The organism is Janthinobacterium aestuarii, from assembly GCF_046113285.1.
In the GTDB taxonomy this organism is placed as follows: domain Bacteria; phylum Pseudomonadota; class Gammaproteobacteria; order Burkholderiales; family Burkholderiaceae_D; genus Janthinobacterium.
The window spans coordinates 126,509-148,414 of record NZ_CP142524.1 but is presented as its reverse complement, the minus strand read 5'-3'; the positions used below and the strand labels follow the sequence as shown (position 1 = coordinate 148,414).

Here is a 21,906-nt window from a genome sequence, read left to right as displayed (position 1 = left end):
CATGGCCGCCGGGCATGACCTTGTCATCCTGGCGGTGGACGCCGCCAGCCCGGATGCGCAGTTGCTGCTCGATGCATTGTCGAACGCGCTGCTGCGCATCAACGGCGACAGCGGCCGTTCCTCCTTCGATGCCGAAGCGGCAACGCCGCGCGGCGGCTTTTACCTGGCCCGCGATGCCAGCGGCGCCCTGCTCGGCTGCGCCGCCCTGCGCCCGCTGGGCGAGCCGGACAGTTCCATAGGCGAACTCAAGCGCATGTATGCGCGCCCCGGCAGCACAGGCGTGGGCGCGGCCCTGCTGGCCCATGTGGAGGCGCAGGCGCGCCGGCATGGCTATCAGGCCCTGCACCTGTCCACCCGCGTGGTGAATACCCGCGCGGTGGCGTTTTATGCCAAACACGGCTATACACCCGTCGTTGCCTGGGGTAAATACGTGGGCGCGGCGCAATCGACCTGCCTGGGCAAGACCTTATAAGCCTCAACGTGGCTGACTTGCCCGATTTATGACTTGAGCGCATACCCGTGCCGTCGTTTTCTTATAAAATGACGGCATCTATTTATTTACCCATCAGAGGCAGCTATGAGCGACGTACAAACCTGGATCAAAGAAACCGTGACGAACACGCCAGTCGTGCTGTTCATGAAGGGCACGGCCCAGTTCCCGCAGTGCGGCTTTTCCGGCCGCGCCATCCAGATCCTGAAAGCGTGCGGCGTGGAAAACATCGCTACCGTCAACGTGCTGGATGACCCGGAAGTTCGCCAGGGCATCAAGGATTACTCGAACTGGCCGACCATTCCGCAGCTGTATGTCAAAGGCGAGTTCATCGGTGGTTCCGATATCATGAATGAAATGTTTGAATCGGGCGAACTGAAGTCCCTGCTGGATGCCTGATAGCCAAACGCAGCGGCCGCGCCGTGTCGTCGTGGCCATCACGGGCGCCACGGGTGCCGTGTATGGCTTGCGGCTGCTGCAATTGCTCGGCGCCATCCCCGGCGTCGAGACGCATCTGGTCCTGTCCGATGCCGCTGTTTTGACCCTGCACCAGGAAACGGGCGTGGGGCGCAAGGACGTCGAAGCGCAGGCGCACGTGGTGCACAAGCTGCGCGACATCGGCGCGTCGATCGCCAGCGGCTCGTTTCAATCCGATGGCATGGTCGTCGCGCCGTGCTCGATGAAGACCCTGGCGGCCGTCGCGCACGGCTTGTCGGATAATCTGATCACGCGGGCCGCCGATGTGGTGCTCAAGGAGCGCCGGCGCCTGATCCTGATGGTGCGCGAAACGCCGTTCAACCTGGCGCACCTGCGCAATATGACGGCCGTGACCGAAATGGGCGGCATCATCTTCCCGCCCTTACCGAGCTTTTATCACCACCCGCACAGCATTGCGGACATGGTCGACCATACGGTGGCGAGGGTCATCGACCTGCTCGGCATCGAGCACGCCCTGGCACCGCGCTGGAATGGCCTTAAAGCGTCAGAAACCTGACATCACCAACGCAATCAACTTATAGGCGGGGAAACCCCTGCCAAGTCACGATGCCTGACAAAAGCGTAGCGAGCGGCAGTGATTTGTGGCCGAGAAGCGCAACCGTGCTCTAGCACGGTGAGCATCGCCGGCCGCAAAGCGCGACGCGCAGTAGCTTTGGTCAGGCATCCCTCACCTCTTGTCGAACTGATGAGCACTGGCCTGCTTCAAATCCCTGGCTTCTTCAACCATCCTGCGGTGGGCGATCCGTTTGCGCATCACTTCCGCATGTTGCGCGGCAGTCATGGGGGGCACGGTCATCAAGTCCTTCAGCTGCGCGGTATTGCTGTAGTTACTTTTCATAAGACGGCTCAAATGCTCGGCTCCGTAGTGGATGAACTGGCTGCTTCTGATGTGATTATGCGCTGGTATTGGCCGCTGCGCCGCTGCGTACGGGATTATTGTCAAATAATTCCGCTGCAGCGCAACATGCGAGGTCTTATTGTGCGGCAAAATCATGTCTCCAGTATGACCTTGCGCAAATAAAAGGACAGGGGGAGCGCCGCCAGCGTAAGGCGGACGGCGCCGGCCGGGGAGGGCCTGAATGCTTACTTTTGGTAGTTGACTCTCACCAGCATGCGAATAAATTCTCGCGCGATTTGACGATGATGTTCATCTAATCTTTGCAAATCGGCAATTAATTTCACATCGGCGGACTCAAAGCGCGATAAAGCGCTGCCCGCTTCACCATTCGGCGTGGCGCTTTCCGGGCCGCCAAAACGCAACCATTCCGCGGGAACGCCCAACCATTGGGCAATCATGCGCAATTTTTCTTGCGTGGGAATTGCTTCACCTACTAACCATTTCCTAGCTGCATGCACAGTAATCGGGCGTCCATCGAAACGGATGTTGAATTCCCGGGCCAGTCTGGTCGGGCTGTCTGGAGAGTAATGGGCGTTTTTGAGAGCCAACTGAAGTCGCTGGCTGAAGCTTTCGCGTTCGTTAGAAGAATTCATAGGTGTACTATTTCATGTTGTAACATGAAAGTCAGTTTCTTGAATGACCATACAGATTGTTACATTTGAAAAGAGTATCAATTAACAATTAACACTCCGGCCGGGCTTTTCAGGTCAAAAAGTGGGCCGAATTTTCTCTTGCGATTCTGCGTGGCTTCGGGTCAAATTCGCGGCTAGCCTTGATTTTCGCACTGCAGCACGATTCAAAGCCTCGGTTTGGCATTACAACGTACGGTATCGGATAATGCCCTCCTCTACCGATACATGCAATGCCCATGTCATACAATTTCTTGTAGACAAAGTTTTCAGAAGGGCCATTTTGTTTCCAATATGGAAACGACATGAACAACGTGTTCATAGTGAAACGTTGTTTTTTGATCGTGCCTACTGGAAAGAATCTGCACCTAAAAAATTTTACTGCCATCGCAGCGAAAAGAATGTCGCCGTTATGCCAGGAAAGCTCTTTTTGGTGTCATCTTGGCCACCAACTCTCGATCTTAAGCGCGTTTGTGCAAGAAGAATCAATTTATTTTCAGTAATTGTTGTCTGATTCGCCAAATTCTCCCTTTACGCCTTCTTTTTTCTTTGTTGCAGCACGGGCAGGGCACGCTACAATAGTATTGACGTTGACGTAAACGGCACTTTGCCACCACCTGTCTCGCCGCATCCCATCTGACGACCGACCACCCATGCAACCGACACCGCCCGCACCCATGACGACCTATACCATTACCGAACTGGCGCGGGAATTCGACATCACGGCGCGCGCCATCCGTTTCTATGAAGACCAGGGCTTGCTCAGCCCGAAACGCGAAGGCGCAGGCGGCCGCAGCCGCGTCTACACGCCGCGCGACCGCACCCGCCTGAAACTGACCCTGCGCGGCAAGCGCCTGGGCCTGGCCTTGTCGGAAATCAAGAGCCTGGTCGACATGTACGAGTCGCCGAAGGACACGCGCGCGCAGATGGACCGCTTCCTGGGCGTGCTGGCGCAGCACCGGCAGACCCTGGAGCAGCAGCGCATCGATATCGAAATGGCGCTGGCGGAAATCAGCGCGCATGAAGACGCGTGCGCGCGCATGCTGGCGGACTTGAACCTTGATAAGGCGCAAACAAGCTAGCAAGGCAAGCGGCGCACACCTGCCGCGCGCGCCACTTTACGTTTACGTAAACGTCACAACTGAGTATCATAGCTTCACTGACCCGGCACCCATGACCGCCACACTTATAACGACGACGAGGACGACATGCTCCATCTCCCAGGCTTGACCTTTGACCACGGCGACGACATCGCCTCCCTGCGCGAAGCGATCCAACAATTTGCCGCCGCCGAAATCGCGCCGCGCGCGGCCGAGATCGACCGCACCGACCAGTTCCCCATGGACCTGTGGCGCAAGATGGGCGACATGGGCTTGCTCGGCATCACCGTCAGCGAAGAATACGGCGGCGCCGGCATGGGCTATCTGGCGCACATCATCGCCATGGAAGAGATCTCGCGCGCCTCGGCTTCCGTCGGCCTGTCCTACGGCGCCCACTCGAACCTGTGCGTGAACCAGATCAAGCGCAACGGCACGGCCGAGCAAAAGGCGAAGTACCTGCCGAAACTGATCACGGGCGAGCACATCGGCGCGCTGGCCATGTCGGAACCGAACGCGGGCTCGGACGTCGTCAGCATGAAGCTGCGCGCCGACTTCAAGGGCGACCGCTGGGTCTTGAACGGCACCAAGATGTGGATCACCAACGGCCCCGATGCGGACGTGCTGGTGGTGTACGCAAAGAACGACCTGGAAGCGGGTCCGCGCGGCATGACGGCTTTCCTGATCGAAAAGAATTTCAAGGGCTTTTCCATCGCGCAAAAGCTCGACAAGCTGGGCATGCGCGGCTCGCACACGGGCGAACTGGTATTCCAGGATTGCGAAGTACCGGCCGAAAACGTACTCGGCGGCCTGGGCAAGGGCGTCAACGTGCTGATGTCGGGCCTCGATTTCGAGCGCACCGTGCTGTCCGGCGGCCCGCTGGGCATCATGCAGGCCTGCATGGACCTGGTCGTGCCCTACGTGCATGACCGCAAGCAATTCGGCCAGCCCATCGGCGAATTCCAGTTGATGCAAGGTAAGCTGGCCGATATGTATTCGACCATGATGGCGTGCAAGGCCTATGTCTACGCCGTGGGCCAGGCTTGCGACCGCGCCACCACGCCGGAAGCCGTGCGCCAGTTGCGCAAGGATGCGGCCGGTGCCATTCTGTATAGTGCGGAAAAGGCGACCTGGATGGCGGGCGAAGCGATCCAGGCGCTGGGCGGCAACGGCTACATCAACGAGTATCCGGCTGGCCGCCTGTGGCGCGATGCCAAGCTGTACGAAATCGGCGCCGGGACCAGCGAAATCCGCCGCATGCTGATAGGCCGCGAACTGTTTGCGGAAACCAAGTAAGCACGGGCGCGCGGCGATCGACTGGGTGAGGAGCCATTCATGCGAGCACAGCTATGACGCACATTGCCTTCCCCAAATTGCTCTCTTCCCAGATTGCATTCGATATCGCGCGCACCATCCGCGACGGCTTCGACAAGCATTACCGCCTGTTCCGCGCAACGAGCCAGCAAGCCAAGCGGTATTTCGAGCAAGGCGCCTGGAGCGCGGCACAGACGGCGGCCCGCGAACGCATCGACTTCTATGACAAGCGCGTGCAGGAATGCGTGCAGATGCTTGAAGATGAGTACGAAGAGTCGGAGTTGAGCGACGAAGTGTGGCGCGAACTCAAGCTGCACTACATCGGCATGCTGACGGAACACAAGCAGCCGGAACTGGCGGAAACCTTCTTCAATTCCGTCTGCTGCAACATCCTGCACCGCACGTATTTCAATAACGACTATATTTTCGTGCGCCCCGTCGTTTCCACGGAATACATCGAAACGCAAGACCCCGCACCCACCTACCGCGTGTATTACCCGGGCCAGGATGGCTTGCGCGACACCCTGACGCGCATGGTGAGCAATTTCCAGCTGGACTGCGCATTTGCCAACCTGGAGCGCGACGTAGCCCAGGTGGAAGCGCGCCTGCAGCAGCTGTTCGGCGGCGACCGGCTGGAGCCGAACCACCAGCTCCAGGTCTTGACCAGTTTGTTCTACCGCAACAAGGGCGCCTACCTGGTCGGCAAGGCCATCAACGGCAACCGCGAATACCCGTTCGTCGTGCCCATCCTGCACAACCGCCACGGCAAGCTGGTGCTCGACACGGTGCTGTTCGAGCAGCAGCAGATCGCCGTGCTGTTTTCGTTTACGCGCGCCTACTTCCTGGTGGATATGGAAGTGCCGTCGGCCTATGTGCAATTTCTACGCAGCTTACTGCCGCGCAAACCGCGCAGCGAAATTTATACGATACTGGGCCTGCAAAAACAGGGCAAGACCTTGTTTTACCGCGACTACCTGCAGCATTTGAAACACTCGTCGGACCACTTCGAGAGCGCGCCCGGCATCCGCGGCCTCGTGATGCTGGTGTTTGCCCTGCCGTCGTTTCCGTATGTCTTCAAGGTGATCAAGGATTTCTTTCCTCCTCCCAAGGAAACCACGCGCGCGCAAGTCCAGCAAAAGTATTTGCTGGTGAAGCACCACGACCGCGTGGGCCGCATGGCCGACACGCTCGAGTATTCCAATGTGGCCTTTCCCCGCGCCCGCTTTGCCGCGGAACTGCTGGCCGAACTGAAACAGTTCGCCCCCTCGCTGATCGAGGAAGACCACGAGCAGATCATCATCCGCCACCTGTACATCGAGCGGCGCATGGTGCCGCTGAACATGTGGCTGAGCAATGCCGAGAAGGAAGGCCGCGATGACCTGGTCGAACACGCCATCGTCGAGTATGGCAACGCCATCAAGGAACTGGTGGCGGCGAATATTTTTCCTGGCGACATGCTGTATAAAAATTTTGGCGTGACCCGTCATCAGCGTGTCGTTTTTTACGATTACGATGAAATCGAGTACATCACCGATTGCCAGTTCCGCGTCATCCCGCAAGCCCGCACGGAGGAGGAAGAAATGTCGGCCGAACCGTGGTATCCCATCGGCAAGCACGATGTGTTTCCCGAACAATTCGGCACCTTCCTGCTGGGCAATCCCCGTATCCGTAAATATTTCATACAGCACCATGCCGACCTGCTGACGGCCGCCTACTGGCAGGCGCGCAAGCAGCGCATCGAAGACGGCCATATCGAGGACGTCTTCCCATATCCGCAGCACCTGCGTTTTTGTATGCAGTCACCTTCCCACCCATCAACCGGAGATCCAACATGAATGATCCAGTCGTAATCGTCGGTGCCGCGCGCACCCCCATGGGCGCCTTCCAGGGCGACTTTGCCAACGTCACCGCCAGCGACCTGGGCGCCGTGGCCATCCGCGCCGCCGTCGAACGGGCCGGCGTGGCGCCGGATGCCGTCGAGCACGTGTTTTTCGGCAATTGCCTGATGGCTGGCCAGGGCCAGGCGCCCGCGCGCCAGGCCTTGCGCAAGGCAGGCTTGCCCGATTCCACGGGCGCCGTGACCCTGTCGAAAATGTGCGGCTCGGCCATGCAGACGACCATGTTCGCGCATGACACCTTGCTCGCCGGCAGCGCCGACGTGGTGGTGGCGGGCGGCATGGAATCGATGACCAACGCCCCCTACCTGGTGCCGAAGGCGCGCGGCGGCTACCGCATCGGCCACGGCATGATCTATGACCACATGATGATGGATGGCCTGGAAGACGCCTACAGCCGAGACGAAAAGGGCAATGCCCGCTCGATGGGCACGTTTGCCGAAGAGTGCGCCAGCCAGTACCAGTTCACGCGCGAAGCGCAGGATGCGTTTGCCATCGAATCCGTGAAACGCGCGCAGGCCGCTACCAAAGATGGCAGTTTCGAATGGGAAATCGTGCCAGTCACCGTTTCCGGCCGCGGCGGCGACACCGTCGTCAGCATCGATGAAGGCCCGCAAAAAGCCCGCCTGGAAAAAATCCCGACCTTGAAAGCCGCCTTCAAGAAGGATGGCACCATCACGGCCGCCTCGTCGTCGTCGATCAACGATGGCGCGGCCGCCCTCGTGCTGATGCGCGAATCGACGGCGAAAAAACTCGGCTGCACCGTCATCGCGAAAATCCACGGCCACGCCACGCACGCGCAGGCGCCGAACGAGTTCACCACGGCCCCCATCGGCGCGGTGAAAAAACTCTACGCCAAGACGGGCTGGAGCAGCAGCAATGTGGACTTGTTCGAGATCAATGAAGCGTTCGCCGCCGTGCCGATGGCCGCCATGCACGACCTCGACATTCCGCACAGCAAGATCAACATCCACGGCGGCGCGTGCGCGCTGGGCCACCCGATCGGCGCCTCGGGCGCGCGCATCATCGTCACCCTGCTGGGCGCCCTGAAGAAAACCGGCGGCAAGCGCGGCGTGGCGGCCCTGTGCATCGGCGGCGGCGAAGCGACGGCGATGGCGATCGAACTGGTATAAGCTGTTCCTGAGCACGGGCGCGCACGGCGGTTCACGGTGCGCGCCTTTCATTTTATTTTCAGGGAGAAAACATATGCCTACCGCATTGATCATCGGCGCCTCGCGCGGCATCGGCCACGAAATCGTCCGTCAATACCGCCACGATGGCTGGCGAGTGATCGCCACGGCGCGCACGCCGGACGCCTGCGAGGCCCTCAAGCAACTGGGTGCGGAAGCGCACCAGCTCGACGTGACGGATGTGGAAGGCTGTGCCGGCCTGGGCTGGAAGCTCGACGATGAAAAACTCGACGTGGCCATCCTCAACGCGGGCGTGTATGGCCCCCGTCACGACGGTTTTCCTGCGCAAGCCGATTTTGACCTCGTCATGCACACCAACGTGCTGGCGGCCATGCGGCTGCTGCCGATATTGGCGCCGCTGGTGGCTAACGCCAAGGGGAAACTCGCCGTGCTGTCTTCGCACATGGGCTCCCTGAGCGAGCGGGGCAACCCCAGCGGTTCGCTGTACCGCGCCAGCAAGGCCGCCTTGAATTCCGTGCTGATCGACACGTCCCTCGTGCATGGCCCGCAAGGCGTCAGCTGCGTCGCTTTCCACCCGGGTTGGGTACGCACGGACATGGGCGGCGCCGGCGCCGATATTTCTCCCGAGGAAAGCGCCGCCGGCATCCGCGCCACCCTGGCCAGCCTGCCGGCCACGGACAAGGCCGTGTTCCGCAACTACGACGGCAAGCCCATCGCCTGGTAATTCCCTGAATCCACCATAAAAACAAACGAGACGACGTCCCATGATACTCAATGAAGAACAATCGATGATCCAGGAAGCGCTGCGCAGTTTTTCGCGCGAGCGCCTGGCGCCCAATGCGGCCCGCTGGGACAAGGAACATCATTTCCCGAAAGAAGAATTGCAGGAACTGGCCGCGCTGGGCGCCTTTGGCGTGGCCGTGCCGGAAGCGCTCGGTGGCGCCGGCCTCGACTACGTATCGCTGGCCCTGGTGCTGGAAGAAATCGCCGCCGGCGATGGCGGCACGTCGACCATCATTTCCGTAAATAATTGCCCCGTGTGCAGCATCGCCATGATGTATGCCAATGATGCGCAAAAGGAACAGTGGTTGCGTCCGCTGGCGCAAGGCACGATGCTCGGTGCATTTTGCCTGACGGAACCGCATACGGGCAGCGACGCCTCCGCCCTGCGCACCACGGCCACCCGCGATGGCAATGCATATGTAATCAACGGCACGAAACAGTTCATTACCAGCGGCAAGTATGCGGACGTGGCCATCGTCATGGCCGTCACCGACAAGGCGGCCGGCAAGCGCGGCATTAGCGCCTTCTGGGTGCCGACGAACATGCCCGGCTACATCGTGGCGGGACTGGAACAGAAGATGGGCCAGCATTCGTCGGACACGGCGCAAATCCTGTTCGAGAATTGCCGCATCCCCGCGGAAAATCTGATAGGCGAAGAGGGCCAAGGCTACAAGATCGCCCTGTCCGGCCTGGAAGGCGGACGCATCGGCATCGCCTCGCAAGCCGTGGGCATGGCGCGCGCCGCGTATGAAGCGGCCCTGAGCTATGCGCGCGAACGGGAAAGCTTCGGCAAACCCATCTATGAACACCAGGCCGTGCAATTCCGCCTGGCCGACATGGCCACGCAGATCGAGGCGGCACGCCAGCTGATCCGCCACGCGGCGGCCATGAAGGATGCGGGCTTGCCCTGCCTGAAGGAAGCGGCGATGGCCAAGCTGTTTGCGTCGGAAATGGCGGAAAAAGTGTGCTCGCACGCCATCCAGGTGCACGGCGGCTATGGTTATGTGTCCGATTTCCCCGTCGAGCGCATCTACCGCGACGTGCGCGTGTGCCAGATTTATGAGGGCACCAGCGATATCCAGAAGATTTTGATTGCGCGGGCGTTGTAAACCCCAGGCAAAAGCTGGGGTCAGACCGCCATATGCGTTGGCGCGGAGCTTTGCGTTAGCGTTGTTGTGGGTCTGACCCCATACGCCAACGATGGACGAAAAAAAGCCCGCTAAAACGCGGGCTTGTTCCAATGTATTACCAATGCTTTAATCGTGTCATGGACGCCAGTGCTATCTGCAAAGTGCCTCCTGATTTTCGGACTCCCATGCTATCTGCATGGTGACCCCAAGTGTAAAATCGACCATCGTATCCGGAATTACAAAATCCATTTCTTCGCACTGTCACGCCATCGACATTACACCTGTCGGTCGCCGCGCTGAAACTGGATGGTGAGATAATTTGTTGCCAAATCTCAATCACTGAACGGAGTATAGCACAGCTTTTTGTGCAATGCAACAATGGATTGAAGCCATACCTTAAATCAAGTCCTTAGCGCCAGCGGCTTGTCTTCTTCGCCGCCACGGGCCACTCTTTCGTATTCGGAAATCACTTGCGCGCCCAGCAGCAGCAAGGTGGCGCCGATTTCCAGGCTGAACATGACGACGATGGCCGTCGTCATCGAGCCATACACGACATTGACCTGCGACAAGGTCGAAAAATACCAGACCAGCACGTGGCGGGCAATTTCCCACAGCAGGGCCGCCGTCACGCCGCCGATCAGCGCATGCGTGATCGACAATCTTCCCACCGGCATGACCAGGTAAATCGAGCTTAGCACGAGGATTTCGCCACCCAGCCCCAGCAGATACAGCAGCACGCCGGACACCCCTTCCAGGCCCCAGTCATGACGCAAAAAGCGCACGCTTTCCTCGCCCATCACCTGCAGGCTGCCCGCCACCAGCGTGATGAGCAAGATGCCCACGCCCAGGCACAGGATGTAGCAATACGGCAGCACGGCGGAAATGAGGAAATGGCGGCGGCGGATGGCGACGCGGTGGACAAAGATCACGCTCATGGCGTTTTCCAGCACGGTAAACGCCAGCGAGCTGAAAAAGAGCATGGTCAGCAGCAAGAGCCAGCCGATCACGCCCCGGTTGTCGAGAAAATGCGCGATCTCGCCCACGATGGCCTTCGATTGCCCCGGCACCAGCCATTCCAGGTAGTGGCCGATTGTTTGCAGCAATTCATCCTGCGCGATCACGTGCGACAGGGCCACCACCACCAGCATCAGCAGGGGCACGATGGACAGCAGCGAGTAATACGCGACGGCACCCGCCAGCAGCAAGCCCTGGTTGGCGCGGAAACCCTTGAGCACCTGCAGCGCGAAGGCCAGCGGGTGGCTGAGGATGTAGGTACTGGCGTGGCGGTTGATCATGTCGGATGCGGTGAGGAAGACGGCGCGGCCTCGTGCCACGCCTTATCACACTAGCATACTGACAATCGCCCCGCTGCACCGTACGCTAGCAGACGGCCGGCTCCAGCAGGGTCAAGGTTTGCCGGTCCGCATCCAGGGTCGCCAATATGCCCATCGGTAGCGTGAACTGGTGGCGGATGTGGCCAAACGAATAACCGCTGACGGCCGGCACGCGCAAAGGCTGCAGATGCTGGTCCAGGGTAGCATCGAGGGTCAGCGCCGTGTCGCCCTCGGCCGCCTCGCAATGCTCGAAGATGCCCAGCATCAAGGCCGCCGCGTGCTTGAAACCGATGGACAAGTCGAGCTGGCATAGCATGCGGTCGATGCGGTACGGCACTTCATTGATTTCTTCGAGGAAAAGGATATGCTCGCGGAAATCGGCCGCATACGGCGTGCCGGCCAGCGCGCTGACCATGCACAGGTTGCCGCCCGTCAAGCGTCCCGTCGCCTGGCCGCCATGCACGGCGCGGATGGCGAAGTTCGGTTGCGTCTGCGCGCGGCGGTGGTTGTCCAGCGCCATCGGTATCGTGTAGCTGTCTTGCGGCGTCATCAGCACATTGCGCAGCTGCGTCACCGTGTAGTCGGAAAACGTGGACGAGGCCACGGGCCCATGGAAAGTCACCAGGCCCGTCTGGCTGGCGATGCCCAGATGCAGGGCCGTGATGTCGGAATAGCCGATCAGCACTTTCGGATTGCGCTGGATCAAGGCGTAATCGAGCAGCGCCAGCAGCGAAATGCAGCCGGAACCGCCACGGATGGCCCACACCGCCTTGACCTCGGGATCGGCGAACGCCGCATGCAGATCGTCGAGGCGTTGCTGCACCGTGCCCGCATAGTTGCCGTGCACGGCGCGGATGTTGGCGCCCAGACTGGCGCGCAGTCCCAGCGATTCGATATTGCGCTGGGCCTTGGCGATGGATTCCTCATCCGTAAAACCGCCCGGCGCGATGATGGCCACCAGGTCGCCGTCGCGCAGGCGCGCCGGTTTGATCAATGCGTGGTGCTGTTGCATGCGTTTGTCCTTCCCTTGCGCGGCCGCCGCCCACGCCGGTGTGCCTGCCGCCCCCACGGTGGCGGCCAGCAAGCCGCCGAAGCGGCGCCGGCTGAGATTGGTCTGACTGGACATGCGGCCCTTTCCTGGAATAAAAACGGCGACGCCAGGCGCCGCCGCACGAGGTTAGCATGCCGACGGGATCGCCGCCGGCATGACCGCCTTACATGAACTTGTACTTCAGCTGGAACGACAGCGAGCGGCCGCGCGGGTCGGCCACGCGCGGGTCCCAGCCGGCGCCCACCACGTCATCCACGTTGTGCGCAGTGAATGGCGGGTCGCGGTCGAACAAGTTCTGGATACCCACTGTGATGGTGGTATTTTTGAAGCCCGTGTACGTGCCCGACAAGCTGTACGTGGTGTAACTGGACACATCGGATTTGAAACCTGGTGGCGGCGTCCCCTTGCCATCATTCGGTACCTGGTCCTTGTAGCCGGAAGCAAAACTCTGCACGAGCAAACCGCTCCAGTCGCCGCGCGATACGCTGAAGCTGGCATTGTGTTTCCAGCGCAAGTACAAATCACGCGTGTAGAAGTTGCCAACCAGCTCCTTGTATTCTTGCCCCTTGTATTCGGCAAACTTGAAGCTGTCCATATACGTGCCGTCCAGGGTTGCAGTCCATTTCGCATCCTGGACCTTGCCTTCGCCGCGCAAGCTCACGTCCAGGCCGCGCACGCGGCTGCCACCCGCATTGAACCAGCCCGCCTGCACGTAATCGATGGTGCCATCGGGTTTGCGGAAGATGTACTGGTTCAGCGCCTGGTAATTGGCCAGCACGACTTGCGGCGTGCGTTTCAGGAGCTGGTCCTGGGTATTGATGGCCCAGTAATCGAACGAGGCGGAGTAACCCTTCACCGGTTCGATGACGATACCGACGCTGCCCTGCTTCGACGTCTCCGGCTTCAGGTTCAGGTTGCCGCCCGTCGTGTAAATGAGGCGGGGAATGGAACAGTATTCGGTCACGCCGGGATGCTTGATACAGCCTTCCGGATCTTTCACACCATTCGGCAATTCCTGCGTCAATACACCTGAATAGAGCTGGTCGAAACTCGGCGCCAGGAATCCCTTGCTGGCCGAGGCGCGGAACAGGACGAACTCGGCCGGTTGGTAACGCAAGGCAACCTTGGGATTCGTGGTGGCGCCCACTTGGCTGTAATCGTCACGACGCACGGCCAGCTGCATTTCCAGGTCTTTCATGATGGGTACCAGCAACTCGGCATACACGGCCTTGACGTTGCGACTGACATCCTTCAAGGCGGCATTTCCTGGCGCCAATAGAATCAGGTTGGCATCGACATCCTGTCCAAAACTGTAGCCCTCGCGGCGTAAATCAAAGCCGGCGGCCATCGCCACGGCGCCAGCCGGCAGTTGGAACAGCTCGCCGGATACGGAACCGTCGATCTGCGTCAGGGTCGTCTTGCCATGCTGGAAGTCGCCACGGAACTTGGTCGATTCGATCAATTGCCTGGCCGCTTCCGTCTGGCTCTGGCCGGCGCCCACCCATGGATTGATGATCCCTGTCCCCAAGGCCGCATATAACTTGTCCGTGTAGGAATAGCCATCTGTCAGCTTGGTCTTGGTGGTACTCTGTGCGTAGGAAACGCCGGTCTTGTAATCCCACTTGCCGAAGTTGCCTTCAAAACCCAGCAGCACGCGCGCATTGTCGGTGGTGTTTTCCTGCGTGCGGTTACCGATCTCATTGGCGCGCCATTTGTAGGCAATCGGCTTGGTATTGTCGAACGTGGGAATATAGGCCGATAAATCCTGGTAATACGCGCCGCCCACCGGATACACGGCCTTGTTGGCGATGCTCGTCTGCACCTGCATCGGCGTCAGGATCGCCGTGGCCTTGGTGCGCGAACCGAGCACTTCTACAAACATGCGGTGGTCGGGCGCCAGTTGGACAGTTCCACGCGACAGGAAATTGGCCCGCTCGACGGGAAATTGCAGCACATAGTCGGCGCCGTAATCATACGCACACGAATGCGTGGTGCTGCGCGGTGAGGTCACGTCTTTCCACAGTGCCGTCTGATACTGCGACATGCCGGCGATGCTGTCGCACTTGCCCTGGAAGCTCAGGGGATTGGCTTGCAGATACACCGTCGGGTCGCCAGGCAAGGTGTAACCGCCAATAAACGTCCCTGGTTTTGTCGGATCAGGATTGGGGATTTGCAGTGCCGTGCCCGGCCCCGACATCTGGTTGGCGAATGGCGTGCCCGTGGTGTCGGGCGACAGGCCACGGCCCGGCTGGTAGCCGTTGACGAAGGAGCGGTCACGGCCATTGAGCTGTTGCGCTTTATCGACGGTCAGGCTGGCCATGATGTTGTAGCGGTCTTCTTCCAGCGAACCCCTGCCGGCCAGGAGCGAGGCGCGGCGCGTGGCGCCGCCGCCTGCCTGCGTATCGTTGGTGGAAACGGACGCTTCCACGCCGCTGTAATTGGTTTTCAGAATGAAATTGATCACGCCGCCGATGGCGTCCGTGCCGTAGATGGCCGAGGCGCCATCCTTGAGGATTTCCACACGAGAAATTGCGCCCAGCGGAATGGAATTCAAGTCGACGGCACGGCCACTGGCACCGTGCGTGGCCACGCGGCGGCCATTCAGCAGTACCAAAGTCGCGCCCGGTCCCAGCCCGCGCAGCGAGGCGAACGAGGCGCCACCGGCAAGACGGTCGGCGTCGGCGCCAAACACGTTATTGCCCGAAGTCATGTTTTCGGCACCTGTGCCATTCGCCGACAGGGTGCGCACCAGTTGCTCGGCCGTCGTGATGCCCTGCTTTTCCATCTGGTCAAAGGTGATGACTTGCACCGGCAGCGCGCCTTCCTTGGCCACGCGCTTGATGCTGCTGCCCGTCACTTCGACCCGTTGCATTGCTGGCTCCGCCGCTTCCTGTGCCATCACCGGCCCCACCACCCCCATCAATGCCACCAACTGCGCTAGTTTCTTCAATTTCACTGGTCTCTCCTTGTTGGGCAATCGAAACTTGAGTTCTCAAGTCCAGGCTGTTTTGTAAGGTCGCGGCGTCTGTCTCGCGGTACATTTTTTTATGACGCCAGCGCTTTACTTTATTTGTTTTCATTTTCAGAGTAGCGCGATGCGTCCGGGCCCAGCCAATGAAAAATGCTTTCCTAACCATAACTTTTTGGAATGAATGCCCTTTTCAGCGACGTGGTCACTTGCCTGCGGGGCGGCCCTTGGTTTTATCCACGTCCAGATAGCGCCAGGACGTGAATTCCACGGGGTGGCGCCTGTAGTTTTTTAGCCACGGTTGCTGCAGGTCGGCAGAGATGGGATGCGTCAGCAGCACCCACGGCGTGTAAGCGTGGATCAGCTGAAACAGGTCGAAGTACAGACTGCGTCGGCGCGGCGTATCGGATAGCAGGCGCGCCTCCTCATAGCGTTTATTGTAATCGGGCAAGTTGAAGCGGGCATAGTTGGCGCGGCCGACGTTGCCGCCATACAACAATTGCATAAAGTTATCACCATCGGGGAAGTCGGCGATCCAATTGGTCTCGAACATCTGCACCTTGCCCAGGCGCGACGCCTTGATGATTTCCGTCTTCTTGTCGCTTTTAAACTCCACGCGCAGGCCGATGGCGTTCAGGTTGCGCCGCCACAATTCATCGCGCAGCCGGCCCACCGTGCTCGGCTCCGTGTGCATGGTGAGGATCAAGGGCGTGCCGTCGGGCTGCGTGCGGAAACCGTCGGGCCCCGCCTTGTAGCCGAAGCGCTCCAGCAGGGCGCGCGCCAGCGCCGGATCGTAGCCGACGGGGCTGCGGTAATGCTTGTCGTAACCGAGCACGTTGGGCGGCAGCGGCGACTGCGCCGGCAAGGCCAGGCCTTTCTTTAATAACGCGATGTCTTCGCGGCTGTTGTAGCTGAGGGCGATGGCGCGCCGCAGGGCCAGCTTGTCCTTGCTCATGCCGCCCAGCACGGGATCGTCCATATTCATCCACATGTAATACGTCTGCAGCACGGGAAAGCGCGTCAGCTGCAAACCCTTGGCAGCCAATGCCGGTTTCAGGGCGCCGTTTTCCAGCACCATGTCCGTCATCGATTCCGGCACTTGCTCCAGGTAATCGAATTCGCCTTTCAGGAATCCCAGCATGCGCGATTGATATTCCTCAACGATCCGCACCTCGATGCGCCCGACCAGGGGCAAACGTTTCCCCTCCAGCGCGGCGGCGATGGCGCGCGCGTCGGCCGGCAAGGCGGCCAGCGCAGTGGTTTCCGTATGGAACACGGCAGGACGGAAAGTCGGGTTGGCTTGCAGCACGATCTTGTCGCTGCGCTTCCATTCCTTCACCAGGAACGGTCCCGTGCCCACGGGATGGTTGCCGATCTGCCCTGCCGCCGGGTACGCTTCAGCCACTTCGCGCGCCACCACGGCGGTCGCCGGCATGGCCAGGTAAAACAGGAAGTTCGGGTCGATGGCGTTCAGGCGGATGCGCAAGGTGTATTTGTCCAGCGCCTGCAAGCCGGCGATCGGCGTGTCGTAGCTGAATTTGGCTTTCAGGGCCGCGTCGCCGACTAGCTTGTCTTCCAGCAAGAACAGCCACGGCGACTTCAGGCTGGGGTCATACAGCCGCGTCAGGCTGTACACATAATCCTGCGCCGTCACTTCGCGCGGCTGGCCCTTGAAAGCGGGATCGGGGGTGAAGAAAATACCCGGCTGCAAGTGAAAGGTATACATGCGGCCGCCGTCTTCCACGGTCGGCAAGCCGCGCGCCGTATTGCCCTGCAGCTGTACCGGGCGCGCCAGGTAGTCGTAGCGCAGCAAGGGGTCAAAAATGTTTTCCATCAAATTCAGGCTGGCCAGGTCCGAGGCCACGGCCGGGTCCAGGCCCGTCTCGCTGGTGCTTAAAAATAAGTGCAGGGTCTTGTTCGCGCGGGCATCGGTGGCGGCCTCGGCGGGCGCGGTAAACAGCGTCAACAGGGCCAGGCCGGCGGCGCAGGCGGTTTTGCGTAAAAACATCATCAGTGATCCAGTGCAGACAAGGGTAACGAACAGCGATAAGCGACAGACATCCCCCACACTACGCGGGCAAGCTACGGGGCGCCAATGAAAACAGGCTGCCAGCTTATAACTTTTTGGCATGCGATTGCTGCATTCTTTCATCAACTCGTATCGGGCTGCCTCTATACTTTGCTTGCAGCACCTTTTCACCTCCCCGAAATACAGAACTGATCGCATATGGCACTTAATTACATCTGGTCCGGCTTTTTCCTCGTTGGCTTCCTGGCCGCAGTGCTGCAGTGGCTGTTTCTCGGCGATACCGATATCTTCAAGCGCATCATCGACGGCACGTTCGAAACGGCGCGCATGGGCGTGATGGATATCGCCCTGCCGCTGGCGGGCGTGATGACCTTGTGGCTCGGCATCATGAACATCGGTGAAAAGGCGGGCATCGTCGGCTGGCTGGCAAAAGTCATCGCGCCGTTCTTTTCGCGCATCTTCCCGGAAATTCCGAAAGACCATCCGGCCACGGGCCACATGGTGATGAATTTCTCGGCCAACCTGCTGGGCCTGGACAATGCGGCCACGCCGTTCGGTTTAAAGGCCATGGAAAGCCTGCAAACCTTGAACCCGAACAAGGAAGAGGCGACGAATGCGCAAATCATGTTTTTGGTGCTGCACACCTCGGGCCTGACCCTGATTCCGCTGGCCATCATGGCGCAGCGCTCGATCCTCGGCGCGGCCGATCCGTCCGACATCTTTATCCCGTGCATGATCGCCACCTATGTCGCCACCATGGTCGGCATCATCACGGTATCCATCAAGCAGCGCATCAACTTGCTCAACAGGGTTGTGCTGGGCTGGATGGGCGGCATGACGAGCGCCATCGTCGCCATGATCTGGTATTTCACGCAGTACCTGACGAAGCAGGAAATCGAGCTGGTCTCGAAAGTGGTCAGCAACCTGGTGTTGATCAGCGTCATTGCCATCTTCATCATCGGCGCCCTGCGCAAGAAGGTGAACGTGTATGACGCCTTCATCGAAGGGGCGAAAAGCGGCATCCAGACCTCGATCACCGTGATTCCCTATCTGGTCGGCATGCTGGTGGCCATCAGCGTCATCCGCAACGCGGGCGTGTTCAATTTCCTGATGAGCGGCATGAACTGGTTTTTCGCCAACCTGGGCATCAATACGGACTTCGTGCCCGCCCTGCCGACGGCCATGATGAAGCCACTCAGCGGTTCCGGCTCGAAAGCCATGATGATCGACGCCATGAATACCTACGGCGTCGACTCCTTCGTCGGCCGCCTGGCCTGCGTCTTCCAGGGCTCGGCCGACACCACCTTCTATATCGTGGCCCTGTACTTCGGCTCGGTGGGCATCCGCAAGACGCGCTATGCCATTACGGCCGGCCTGATCGCAGATCTGGCTGGCGTGGTCACGGCTGTCTTCGTCGCCTACGTCTTTTTCCATTAAGGAGCGCCATGTTTCGTCCCATCCTCATCGCCGCCTTGCTGGCTGGCATCGGCTTGTCGAATGCCCAGGCGCAATTGCCCGAATCCGTCAGCCTGCTATTGCGCAGCGCGAATATCCCCGAAGACGCCATGGGCGCCATCGTCTTGCGCGGCAACACCACCGTGCTGTCGCATGGGGCCGAGCGCAGCATGCAGCCCGCATCCACCATGAAGCTGGTGACGACGGCCGTGGGCCTGGAACAGCTGGGCCCCATCTTCCGCGGCCGCACGGAGCTGCGCACCAGCGCCGACGTCATCAATGGCGTGCTGAAGGGCGACCTGATCCTGCGCGGCGGCGCCGACACGGATTTCAACGCGGACGTGCTGGCGCACATGCTGCAAACCCTGCGCAACCAGGGCATCGTGAAAATCAAGGGCGACCTGATCCTGGACCGCCAGCTGTTCCAGCCGGCCCGGCCCGACATCGGCGCGCCGCCGTTCGACGAGTCGGCCGAGTTCCGCTACAACGTCATCCCCGATGCCTTGTTATTGAACACCAATTTGCTCGATATCAATATGAACTCGACGGACCGGCAATTGAGCATCCTGATGCAGCCGGCGCTCGAGAACGTCAGCATCACGAGCGACATGAAACTGGTCAAGGGCAGTTGCGCGCGATGGGAGGACGGCTGGCGTCCGCCAGAATACCGGCGCGATGCCAACGGCAAACTGCAAGTGATACTGCACGGTACTTTCCCGCAAAATTGCAGCAAGGCCACCAGCATCAATGTGCTTGATCGCAACGATTATGCGGACCGCTTGTTCCGTGCCACCTGGAAACGCCTGGGCGGCACGATCACGGGCACGGTGCGCGAAGCGCCGTTGACGGGCTTGCCGCCGACGGCCGAACCGGTCGGCACGCGCATGCTGGCCGACCACGTGGCGCGCGCCCTGCCGGAAGTTTTGCGCGATATCAACAAGACCTCCGACAACACCCTGGCCCGCACCCTGTTCCTCAGCTTGGGCAGCTTGCAAAGCGATGGCTGGCTAGGCAGCCGCCCCGTCGCCATGGCTGCGCCGGAAGACACGGCCAGCCGGGCACGGCAAGTGATCCAGGAATGGTTTCAGCGGCACAATATCGATACCCAGGGCATGCTGGTCGACAACGGTTCCGGCTTGTCGCGCACGGGACGCATTGCGCCAGCGCAAATGGCCGGCGTGCTGCAGGCGATGCAGCAAAGCCCGTGGGCGCCCGAGTTCCAATCCAGCCTGCCCATCGTGGCGCTGGACGGCACCATGCGCAAGCGCCTGCTGAACAGCCCGGCCGCCGCGCGGGCCCGCATCAAGACGGGGACATTAAAGAATGTGGTGGCCATCGCCGGTTACGTGCCCGATGCGAATAATCAACAGTGCGTGGTGGTCGCCATGATCAATAGCGACTTGGTGGGCAATGGCAATGGCCGCGCCGCCGTCGATGCGCTGATCGAGTGGGTGGCCAGGAGCGGCGCCGTGCCGGTGGTGGCCGGCCAATAAGGCCGGTAGCGGCCTAGCGTGGTGCGCTGGCAAACGCCAGGCGCAGCACATACGCGGCGACAGCGCCGATTAGCAGGATCGTCACCAGCGACGCTTCCACACCGAAGGCGCCGCCCGTCAGCATGACATTGCCCGCCAGTTCGCCGCGCAGCAGGCCGTCCGTGGCCGCGTGGCCCGATACCGTCGAGGAAAACACTTGGCTGACACAGTAATTCCAGCCGACATGCGTGCCGATGCACACCCACAGGCGGCGCGTCCGCATGTACAGTGCGGCCTGCAGCACGCCATAGGTGACAATCGCGGCGATGGCCAGCAGCGAAAAACCGGCATTGGGCAAATGGGCCAGGGCGAACACCAGCGATGAAATCACGATGGCGGCCTTGCTGCCCAGCGCACGTGCCGTCACGCCGAACAGGATGCCGCGAAACATCATCTCCTCGGCCATGCCGACCAGCACGAGTTCCGCCAGCGGCAGCAGCAACATGAAGCTCGGGGCGTTGACGCCGCTAAACTGATATACGCCCAGCGCTGCCAGCACGACAAAGGTGAGAAAGACCAGTCCGGCGCCGAGCAGCAATCCGCGTCCCAGTTCACGCGCCATGCCCGGCATTGCCAATTCGGCCGGCTGGCGCTTCTCGATGCACCGCACATAGAAACGGTAGCCGCACCACACGAGCAGCGCCGCCAGCAACTGCGGCCACAGGATGCGGTAGGGCTTTTCCACCAGTTGGGAAGCGGTGCCCATTACCAGCGGTATCCCGGCAAAGGTAAGGACCATGCCCAGCACAATCTGCACCAGGGGATAGGCCATCAGGCGGGCCAGAGGGGATTTTTTTGTTGCCATGCTCAGGGTATTGTCCATCGTCGCTTTCCTCAGATAGTTTTCAGGGCGTTGTTTTTAGCTGCTTGCTTGTATCGCGGATACGCTCGCCAAATGAGCGCTGTTCCAGCATCGTGATGGCTTGCGCCAGGCATGTGGATAAAGGAAATGCCAATTCCGCATCCAGGCTGTCGGCAGCACACTTGGTCGCCTGCCAGCACCTCTGCAGATGGGGCAGCAAGGCCTCGCCCTGGCTGCTCAGGCGTACCACACGCTGGCGGCCATCCTCGCCACCGGCTGCCACCAGCAGCAAGCCTTCCTTTTTCATCAATGCCACCGTTTGGGTGACGGCCGGCTGCGTGATGCCCGCCAGCTCGGCCAACTGGCCGATGGTCGCGCTCTGCTGTTGCGCCAGCACCCGCATCACGGGCGTGTAGCGCGGCCGGTAATCGAGGCCCGCGTCCGCGTAGGCTTGCTGGACGGCGCCGTCCAGCAGTTCGATCAGGTGGCGTAGTTGTGTTCCGAGTCCTTGTTTCATGTAGCGATAGTAACAGCATTTACATAAGCACTTATATAAATACTGAAAGCTGTTGCATTTTATGCACAAAGTAGCAGGGGGGTAGCTGAAAAGAGGAGGAGTGGCGAGGAATCGCCAGACGAAAAAAAACCCCACCGGAGTCCGGCGGGGTTTTTCTCTTACTGCGAATAACAAGCCTGACGATAACCTACTTTCACACTGGTTGCAGCACTATCATCGGCGCAAAGTTGTTTCACGGTCCTGTTCGGGATGGGAAGGGGTGGGACCAACTTGCTATGGTCATCAGGCATAACTTGTACCGGCATTTGTCTCCTGTTGGACGACAAAGCCATG

General features: G+C 60.3%; 19 protein-coding genes and 1 rRNA gene. 12 read left to right on the top strand and 8 right to left on the bottom strand.

Annotation, left to right across the window (positions count from 1 at the left end):
• The first annotated feature begins 1 nt into the window (after window position 1).
• The 4 genes from OX462_RS00685 (at window position 2) to OX462_RS00670 (ending at window position 2,009) form a co-directional block, all read left to right on the top strand.
• The gene (locus OX462_RS00685; protein ID WP_409027559.1) at window positions 2-472 is read left to right on the top strand and encodes a GNAT family N-acetyltransferase; all 471 of its coding nucleotides are present in this window, start codon (window positions 2-4) and stop codon (window positions 470-472) included.
• Window positions 473-577: 105 nt separating this feature from the next.
• On the top strand, window positions 578-889 hold the full coding sequence (grxD, locus tag OX462_RS00680; protein WP_034753766.1) for a Grx4 family monothiol glutaredoxin: 312 nt from the start codon (window positions 578-580) through the stop codon (window positions 887-889).
• Entirely contained in the window at window positions 882-1,484 is a 603-nt protein-coding gene (locus OX462_RS00675) for a UbiX family flavin prenyltransferase (protein WP_409027558.1), read from the top strand. The genes grxD and OX462_RS00675 overlap by 8 nt, the downstream gene beginning before the upstream one ends.
• A 189-nt stretch (window positions 1,485-1,673) precedes the next feature.
• Window positions 1,674-2,009 carry a hypothetical protein gene (locus tag OX462_RS00670; protein WP_162995524.1) on the top strand — a complete coding sequence of 112 codons (336 nt, stop codon included), beginning with the start codon at window positions 1,674-1,676 and terminating at the stop codon, window positions 2,007-2,009.
• 62 nt (window positions 2,010-2,071) lie between these two features.
• Here the strand turns inward: OX462_RS00670 and OX462_RS00665 are convergent, their stop codons facing one another.
• A complete protein-coding gene (locus tag OX462_RS00665; RefSeq protein ID WP_034753756.1) occupies window positions 2,072-2,479 on the bottom strand; it encodes a hypothetical protein in 408 nt (135 codons plus the stop codon).
• Window positions 2,480-3,192: 713 nt separating this feature from the next.
• On the opposite strand from OX462_RS00665, the gene OX462_RS00660 reads away from it, so the two are divergent.
• The 6 genes from OX462_RS00660 (at window position 3,193) to OX462_RS00635 (ending at window position 9,864) form a co-directional block, all read left to right on the top strand.
• Entirely contained in the window at window positions 3,193-3,597 is a 405-nt protein-coding gene (locus OX462_RS00660) for a MerR family transcriptional regulator (protein ID WP_046683171.1), read from the top strand.
• A 126-nt stretch (window positions 3,598-3,723) separates the two neighbouring features.
• The gene (locus tag OX462_RS00655) at window positions 3,724-4,908 is read left to right on the top strand and encodes an isovaleryl-CoA dehydrogenase (RefSeq protein ID WP_070260712.1); all 1,185 of its coding nucleotides are present in this window, start codon (window positions 3,724-3,726) and stop codon (window positions 4,906-4,908) included.
• Window positions 4,909-4,961: 53 nt separating this feature from the next.
• Window positions 4,962-6,761: a bifunctional isocitrate dehydrogenase kinase/phosphatase gene (gene aceK / locus OX462_RS00650; protein WP_409027557.1), complete on the top strand. Its 1,800-nt coding sequence runs from the start codon at window positions 4,962-4,964 to the stop codon at window positions 6,759-6,761.
• A complete protein-coding gene (locus OX462_RS00645; RefSeq protein ID WP_070221734.1) occupies window positions 6,758-7,954 on the top strand; it encodes an acetyl-CoA C-acyltransferase in 1,197 nt (398 codons plus the stop codon). The genes aceK and OX462_RS00645 overlap by 4 nt, the downstream gene beginning before the upstream one ends.
• 73 nt (window positions 7,955-8,027) lie before the next feature.
• Window positions 8,028-8,696 carry an SDR family oxidoreductase gene (locus OX462_RS00640; RefSeq protein WP_070221733.1) on the top strand — a complete coding sequence of 223 codons (669 nt, stop codon included), beginning with the start codon at window positions 8,028-8,030 and terminating at the stop codon, window positions 8,694-8,696.
• 40 nt (window positions 8,697-8,736) lie between these two features.
• A complete protein-coding gene (locus OX462_RS00635; protein ID WP_409027556.1) occupies window positions 8,737-9,864 on the top strand; it encodes an acyl-CoA dehydrogenase family protein in 1,128 nt (375 codons plus the stop codon).
• 422 nt (window positions 9,865-10,286) lie between these two features.
• Here the strand turns inward: OX462_RS00635 and OX462_RS00630 are convergent, their stop codons facing one another.
• The 4 genes from OX462_RS00630 to OX462_RS00615 form a co-directional block, all read right to left on the bottom strand.
• Window positions 10,287-11,180 (bottom strand): YihY/virulence factor BrkB family protein, encoded by an 894-nt coding sequence (locus OX462_RS00630; RefSeq protein ID WP_070221731.1) that lies wholly within the window; start codon window positions 11,178-11,180, stop codon window positions 10,287-10,289.
• Between the two features lie 85 nt (window positions 11,181-11,265).
• Window positions 11,266-12,345 (bottom strand): S66 peptidase family protein, encoded by a 1,080-nt coding sequence (locus OX462_RS00625; RefSeq protein WP_409027555.1) that lies wholly within the window; start codon window positions 12,343-12,345, stop codon window positions 11,266-11,268.
• 88 nt (window positions 12,346-12,433) lie between these two features.
• Window positions 12,434-15,226, bottom strand: coding sequence for a TonB-dependent receptor (locus OX462_RS00620; RefSeq protein ID WP_409027554.1), 2,793 nt, complete (start codon window positions 15,224-15,226; stop codon window positions 12,434-12,436).
• 217 nt (window positions 15,227-15,443) lie between these two features.
• The gene (locus tag OX462_RS00615; RefSeq protein WP_409027553.1) at window positions 15,444-17,249 is read right to left on the bottom strand and encodes an ABC transporter substrate-binding protein; all 1,806 of its coding nucleotides are present in this window, start codon (window positions 17,247-17,249) and stop codon (window positions 15,444-15,446) included.
• Between the two features lie 216 nt (window positions 17,250-17,465).
• On the opposite strand from OX462_RS00615, the gene OX462_RS00610 reads away from it, so the two are divergent.
• A complete protein-coding gene (locus tag OX462_RS00610) occupies window positions 17,466-18,704 on the top strand; it encodes a spore maturation protein (protein ID WP_409027552.1) in 1,239 nt (412 codons plus the stop codon).
• Between the two features lie 8 nt (window positions 18,705-18,712).
• On the top strand, window positions 18,713-20,215 hold the full coding sequence (dacB, locus tag OX462_RS00605; protein ID WP_409027551.1) for a D-alanyl-D-alanine carboxypeptidase/D-alanyl-D-alanine endopeptidase: 1,503 nt from the start codon (window positions 18,713-18,715) through the stop codon (window positions 20,213-20,215).
• A gap of 13 nt (window positions 20,216-20,228) precedes the next feature.
• On the opposite strand, the gene OX462_RS00600 is transcribed toward dacB, so the two are convergent.
• From OX462_RS00600 to rrf, 3 genes are all read right to left on the bottom strand, one after another.
• Window positions 20,229-21,077, bottom strand: coding sequence for a CPBP family intramembrane glutamic endopeptidase (locus tag OX462_RS00600; protein WP_409027550.1), 849 nt, complete (start codon window positions 21,075-21,077; stop codon window positions 20,229-20,231).
• A 22-nt stretch (window positions 21,078-21,099) separates the two neighbouring features.
• Entirely contained in the window at window positions 21,100-21,573 is a 474-nt protein-coding gene (locus tag OX462_RS00595; protein ID WP_070221725.1) for a MarR family winged helix-turn-helix transcriptional regulator, read from the bottom strand.
• A gap of 174 nt (window positions 21,574-21,747) precedes the next feature.
• Window positions 21,748-21,860: ribosomal RNA gene (gene rrf / locus OX462_RS00590) — 5S ribosomal RNA — on the bottom strand.
• Window positions 21,861-21,906 lie beyond the last annotated feature (46 nt).